This is a genomic window from Lentimicrobium sp. S6 (genome assembly GCF_013166635.1).
Taxonomy (GTDB): Bacteria; Bacteroidota; Bacteroidia; order Bacteroidales; family UBA12170; genus UBA12170.
On the sequence record NZ_JABKBZ010000125.1, the window covers coordinates 1 to 7,152 of the forward strand.

Here is a 7,152-nt window from a genome sequence, read left to right on the forward strand (position 1 = left end):
ACATAGATGGTTTTTCCTTTCTGGTTTACAATTCTGATACCTAATGGCGACTCATCGATGGAGTGTCTGAAGTTGTCCTCGGCTTGTTTACGCTCGGTGATGTCTTCAGCTACTTTAATATAATTGACGATTTTGCCTTGTTCATCAAATATGGGTGAAACAGAAGCCATTTCCCAAAACAATTCTCCGTTTTTCTTTTTATTGTGAAATTCGCCCCGCCACACTTTGCCCGCTGAAACTGTTTCCCAAAGTTCTTTATACATCTCATCAGGTTGTTCTCCCGATTTCAATACATGGGGATTTTGCCCGATGGCTTCCTCCAAACTATAGCCTGTAAGTTCAGTAAATTTAGGATTTGCATATTGCAGATTTCCTTTGGTATCTGTAATGGCAATAACCGATGGGCTTTGCTGAACTGCGGTTGAAAGTTTGGTGATTTCTTTTTCCGCCTGCTTGCGTTCGGTGATGTCGATAACATAGCCAAGATAATGTGTAATCTCGCCTTCCGTATTGCGTACTATTGATGTGTAATCATCAATCCAGATTATTTTCCCGTCTTTTCGCACGATCCGATAAGGTTCATGTGCAAATCTATCGGTACCGCTTTTACTGTTGGTAGCAACTTCGTTGGCTACACGGTCAATATCTTCAGGAAATATGAGCCCGATATAGGGTGTACCGCCCGACTTAAGTTCTTCGGCAGAATAGCCAAGTATTTCTTTTACATTAGGCGATACATACTCCACAGGCCAGCCATCGGCATTTTGCCACTTGAACACAACAACAGAGCCTGCGATGAACAAATCGCGTTCCTGTTTAATAATGTCGTTTTTGAGATTCAGCTCCTGCTCCGCCTGCTTGCGCTCGGTGATGTCGTGGATGATCGAAAAGAGCATTTTTTCATTATTTATTTCCATTGGTGTTGAATGGACTTCGACTGTGCGAATTTGACCATTCTTCAATTTATGGGGGAAGAAATAATTTCGATATTGATTTCGTGCATTTTGGATCTCCTTTGCCACCTCATCATTTGATAATTGGTTTATTTCCTGGATACGCAGATCGCATAGCTGTTGATGAGAATATCCGTAAAATAACTGAGCCGCAGAGTTCGCATTAGTAATCGCACCGCTTTCCGGATCGATTAAAAGCATAATTGCAGCGTGATCATTAAACATTTTACGGAATTGTTCTTCGCTTTCCCGAATTTTCTCTTCCGCCTGCTTGCGCTCGGTGATATTCTGAACAACTCCCACTGATCTGAGAGGCTTTCCCTGTAAATCATATTCTGTCCGGCATTTTTCAATAACCCACTTAATCCTTCCGTCTTTCATCAGTAAACGATGCTCAATTTCGCAAGGTAGTTTGGTTTTTAAGGATTCGGTGTAGGCCAAATCAACTTTTTCACGATCATCTGGATGAATGGCTTCAATAAAAGCCTCATAGGTTGCTGAGAATTTTTCTGGATCAATCTCGAAAAGTTTGAAAATGCCGTCCGACCAATGAAGGTGATTATTGATTAAATCTAAATCCCATCTACCTAATTGTGCGATACTTTGCGCTTCCTTAAGTTCATGCTCACTTTCTTTCAGTTTTATTTCTGCCTCCTTACGCTCGGTGATATCTGTTGCTATCTCCAATCTTACAAGCCTTCCGTCTGTCCATAGGATGGCCTGGTCTCTTAATTGATACCAACGATTAGTTATTCTGTTTTTATGTTCCCAAACATAAGGAACTTTTGGATTATGGTTTTGGTCTAATAAATGATGGTTTGAGCAAAAATCGCAAGGGCTGTTAAAGTTTTGTAATGCTTGATAACATTTTTTACCTATTATTTCACCAAGTAAATCGGTAAAATATTTGTTCGCAAATATAAGTTCGTGGGTTTGCATATCGCTAACATACACTCCGGCATCCATGGCATCCATAGTAGCGAGAAAGCGTTTATTTTCATTTTCGAGATTCTCCTTATTCTTTAAATCAACAATTTTGTTTTCGAGTTTTAGGCTTGCTGCTTTCAGATAATCTATTTGGCTTTTGCTCCATTCTGTATTGCTGTTGCAGTTATCAAAGCCTATAAATCCCCAAAATTCATTTTCAGTAATAATGGGTATTACAAGTATGGCCTTTATTTCTTGCGGTTCGAGAATTTCTCGCTCACTTTTAGGAAATTCGGAAACCTTACCACTTATAATCTCTCCTTTCGAGAGTGTTTTTTGCCAGCGTGGAAGAAATTCTTTATAGGATAAATTTTGCAGTTGCGGATTGTCAATTTCGGGTTTAATACCCTGGGCAACATATTTGGCAATTTGGCTAAGTAACAAACTCCCTATATCGTTTCTGTGGTTTTTGAAAATATAGGTTCGGCTTGCCTGAGAAACCTTACCAACTATCTTCACAAATTCGCTTAATTGCTCATCGAAATTGCCTTTAAGTAAAATATCATTTGTCTGATTCAATGCTGAGAGGTAGTTATCGCGTTGTTGTATTGCTTCTTCTGCAAGCTTGCGCTCGGTGATGTCCACAACTATCCCTCTAAAACCGGCAGGTTTATTATCTTTGATAATTAAACTTGAATAAATTAAGACAGGAAATGTGCTTCCATCTTTTTTAAGAGCAATATACTCGTTAGGTCCGGCATTTTTTCCGTTAATTATATTTTGAATATTCTCCTTCATTTTGGCTCTATCTTCAAGCAATAATATTTGTATCACATTAAACCCTTTTTCAAAATCATCTAACGAATATCCAAAAGTTTTAAATGCCTGTTGATTTCCAAAAGTAAGATTACCTTTAAGATCAGCCTCATAAACAATTTGTGGCAAAAGATTTGCCATATCCCTGAATTTTGCTTCGCTCTCTCGTAATGCTTCCTCCGCCTGCTTGGGCTCGGTGATGTTATTAGATGTACTGATAAAACCAACATTTTTACCATAACTATCAGTTAATGGGGAAATACGAACATCAAAGTATTGTTTGCTTCCATCCGCATCAATGTACATTGTTTCGTATCCATCTACTTTGCCGCTTCGCACAACACGTTTAAAACAATCAATTGCCGTATCATGGAAGTCAGAAGGCACAAAATCCAGAACTGACTTACCTATCACTTTTTCTTGTGATAAGCCAGGAACTGTGTAATTGATGAATTGGATTTTATAATCCAGATCTAACTGCATAATATAGTCAGGAGAGTTTTCGGTAAGTGATTTCCATTTTTCTTCACTTTCCCGGAGTGCTTCTTCTGCAAGCTTGCGCTCGGTGATGTCTCTGGCAATATAAAGAACCGAGTTTTTGGTTTTTGGAGTTGCACTGCCTTCAAACCATCTTGTTTTGTTATCAATTACCATAGGGTATTCAATGATATTTGTTTTGTTTTCATTGAGGCATTTACGAATAAATTCAAGAAAAATATCGGCTTCAGATTTCGGAAATACTTCATGCAGTGTTTTACCAATTACATCATCCGAAGGTTTGAACATTAGTTCCGGTGATGTTGGGGCAATATTGATATATCTTCCGTCATAATCCATTTCAAACACAATATCCGTCATCGCATTAAAAAGAGTTCGCAAATTGTTCTCGCTCTCCAGTAGCTTCTTGTCCGCCAGCTTGCGTTCGGTGATGTCGCGGGCAATAATCTGAATCATCGGTTCTTCACCATAATTTATAGGAACACCCATACCTTCAACATCGATGACCTTGCCATCCAGCCGGATAAACCTTTGTTCCATAGCAACTTTTGATTCTTCTCTACTGAATAGTTTTTTCATATTTTCCAGGCCGATTGCCCTGTCGTCGGGATGTATAAAATCAATGGCTGATTTTCCCACTACTTCATCCAGGCTTGTTGCACCTACGAGTTTTAGCCCACTATTATTGATATGCAAAATCTCTGTCATATTATGAATCGCAATTAAATCAGGCGAGTTTTCAATAAGCAGACGATATTTTTTCTGGCTTTCTTTATGTTCTTCCTCACGCTTTTTACTTTGTGTGCGTAAATCGTCCAACTCAGCTATGAGTTGTTCTTTGGTTTTGTTAGAATCATTTTTCATAGTTTGTCATCCTTAAATTTTGTTTGCTAACTTTCATTACAGAGGTTTTGTAGGAATGGTAAAATAAAATATTGAACCTCCTGCTCCCGATTTTCTATCCGGATCACTTTCAACCCAAATTCTTCCACCATTTTTTTCGATAAATTCCTTACAGAGGATAAGCCCAAGACCGGTGCCTTTTTCCTTGTTTGTTCCCGCAGTTGAGTAGCTTTCGCTAAGTATAAAGAGTTTTTCAATTCTGTCTTTGGGAATTCCAACGCCCGAATCGCTTACCGAAATGATTAATTCGTTTTGCTTTTCGTGTGCCGATACCATAATTTTGCCACCTGATTTGGTAAACTTTACAGCGTTCGAAATCAGATTCCTGATTACTGTACTTATCATTGCATTATCGGCAAAAACAATCGCTTTGGGAGGAATTTCATTTTTAAGGGTAATGGATTTTTGTCCGGCTATTGTTTGCAATAAATCTACTGTTTCGTTGCAAAGGTCAGCTACTCTCAAATACTCCGGCGAAAATTCCATACGTCCGGTTTGCGAACGCGACCATTCCATCAAATTTGTCAGCAAATCAACTGCCCGATGCGATGAGTTAAGGATAATTTCAGCATATTTCTCAATGTTATCATAATCATTTTCACGAACCTGTTCAACAAGCAATTGGCTAAAACCCATAATTCCATTGAAAGGACTTTTGAGATCGTGGGCTATGATAGAGAAAAATTTGTCTTTTTCGGCATTGCCTTCTCTTAGTTTTTGTTCACTCACTTTTAGGGTTTGTTCGGCCTGCTTGCGCTCGGTGATGTCAAAAACAACCCCATTGATATAATTAGTATCATCAAAATCGCTGTATGCAAGCTTGTAATTGGTAGAAACCCAAATTAATGATCCATCTTTCTTTTTCTCCAAAGTTTCGTATTCTAAAAGATAGCCTTCTTTTTTTAAATCAGCTAACATTTTTACCCGGGGATTATCATCAGAGTAAAATGCAGCCGCCGGCACATTGGTTAATTCTTCAAAAGAATCAAAGCCATATATTTCTATCATTGCAGGATTAGCTGACAATATCTTGCCCTCCAGAGTAGATCGAAAAATACCAACCGGCAAACTAGTCACCAAAGACCGATATCTCTCTTCGCTTTCTTTCAGTTTAATTTCCGTCTGCTTGCGCTCGGTGATGTCCTCAAAAATAGCAGCAAACTCATCTATATTTGAATTATAAGCAAAAACAGAATAATACTTCCCGCTTTGTTTGTGGTACATTTCAAACTCAATCGGATTTCCTGTTTTTACCACCTGACCAAATGTAGTAAACCATTCGGGTTCGGTTCCGGGTAGCATTTCAGATACCCTTTTACCAATTGCCGTCTCTTTTTTTAAATCAGTGAAATTTCCATATAAAGAATTCATATCTTTATATATACAATCTATCATATTCATGTTGTTATCGTAGATTGCTTCACAGAAAACGATTCCTGATGATACACTTGTAAACAAACCTTTGAATTTGCTTTCGCTTTCTTTCAGTACTTCCTCTGCCAGCTTGCGCTCGGTGATGTCTCGTATTATTGTGCCGAACATTGTCTCGCCATCTGTCTTGACCCTGAAGGACACGCTTTGCACCGTCTTGCTAGTACTATCCGAACAGTGAATATCTTGATCATGTAGGCGGCCATCCCATGAAGTATCTTCTCCCTTTATGGCTCCAAGCAATCCGGCTTTGAGCTGCGTGTGCATTTCTGGCGTTTTCAAGTCTGCGTGTGCCAACTGAATCTGGACATCCCACAAGGGTTGTCCCAGTACATCTTCCCGGCTCAGACCAGTGATCCTTTCCTGCGCTCTGTTCCATTCAATAACGATACCTTTATCACTTGAAAGGGTGATGCCATCGAATGATTGTCCAACGACACTGCGGTATTTCTGCTCACTCTCCCGCAACGCTTTCTCAGCCTGCTTGCGCTCGGTGATGTCTCTCGCAATATAAAGAACCGAGTTTTTTGTTTTTGGAGTTGCCCTGCCTTCAAACCATATTGTTTTGTCATCAATTACCATAGGGTATTCAATGATATTTGTTTTGTTTTCATCGAGGCATTCACGAATAAATTCAAGAAAAATATCGGCTTCAGATTTCGGAAATACTTCATGCAGTGTTTTACCAATTGTATCATCCGAAGGTTTGAACATAAGTTCCGGTGATGTTGGGGCAATATTGATATATCTTCCGTCATAATCCATTTCAAACACAATATCCGTCATCGCATTAAAAAGAGTTCGCAAATTGTTCTCGCTCTCCAGTAGCTTCTTGTCCGCCTGCTTGCGTTCGGTGATATCGCGGGCAATAATCTGAATCATCGGTTCTTCACCATAATTTATAGGAACACCGATAACTTCAACATGGATGACCTTGCCATCCAGCCGGATAAACCTTTGTTCCATAGCAACTTTTGATTCTTCTCTACTGAATAGTTTTTTTATATTTTCCAGACCGATTGCCCTGTCGTCGGGATGTATAAAATCAATGGCTGATTTTCCCACTACTTCATCCAGGCTTGTTGCACCTACGAGTTTTAGCCCACTATTATTGATATGCAAAATCTCTGTCATATTATGAATCGCAATTAAATCAGGCGAGTTTTCAATAAGCAGACGATATTTTTTCTGGCTTTCTTTATGTTCTTCCTCACGCTTTTTACTTTGTTCGCGTAAATCGTCCAACTCAGCTATGAGTTGCTCTTTGGTTTTATCAATATCTTTAATCATGAAGTCCTCCAGTATTATTCATTATAAAATTAAACAATTTTTCTTCGATTTTCTCTTCGTGTTATATGTTTGCTCACTATTCATTATATGGGTTTTATAGGAATGGTAAAATTAAATACTGAACCCCCTGCTTTGCCAATTGAAATGCCTGCTTCTAAGCTTTCCACCCAAATTTTACCGCCGTGTTTTTCAATAAATTCCTTACAGAGGATAAGCCCAAGCCCGGTACCTTCTTCGTTATTTGTTCCTTTGGTTGAATAGCTTTCGCTAAGAGTGAAGAGTTTTTCAATTCTATCTTTAGGTATTCCAATCCCCGTATCGCTTACCGAAATTA

At 38.9% G+C, this 7,152-nt stretch carries 3 protein-coding genes; all 3 read right to left on the reverse strand.

Translation table 11 applies throughout. The features are described from left to right. Positions 1-4,058: PAS domain S-box protein (locus tag HNS40_RS21310; RefSeq protein ID WP_172284741.1), on the reverse strand; the 4,058-nt coding region annotated here is incomplete at its 3' end. 36 nt (positions 4,059-4,094) lie between these two features. Then, positions 4,095-6,818 carry a PAS domain S-box protein gene (locus tag HNS40_RS21315; protein WP_172284742.1) on the reverse strand — a complete coding sequence of 908 codons (2,724 nt, stop codon included), beginning with the start codon at positions 6,816-6,818 and terminating at the stop codon, positions 4,095-4,097. Between the two features lie 83 nt (positions 6,819-6,901). Continuing rightward, positions 6,902-7,152, reverse strand: a 251-nt coding sequence (locus tag HNS40_RS21320; protein ID WP_253916462.1) for a sensor histidine kinase KdpD, incomplete at its 5' end; no start/stop codon positions are given.

Bases quoted from the DNA above. Each gene is read 5' to 3' on its own strand.
- HNS40_RS21315 (WP_172284742.1), bottom strand. From the start codon at position 6,818: ATGATTAAAGATATTGATAAAACCAAAGAGCAACTCATAGCTGAGTTG.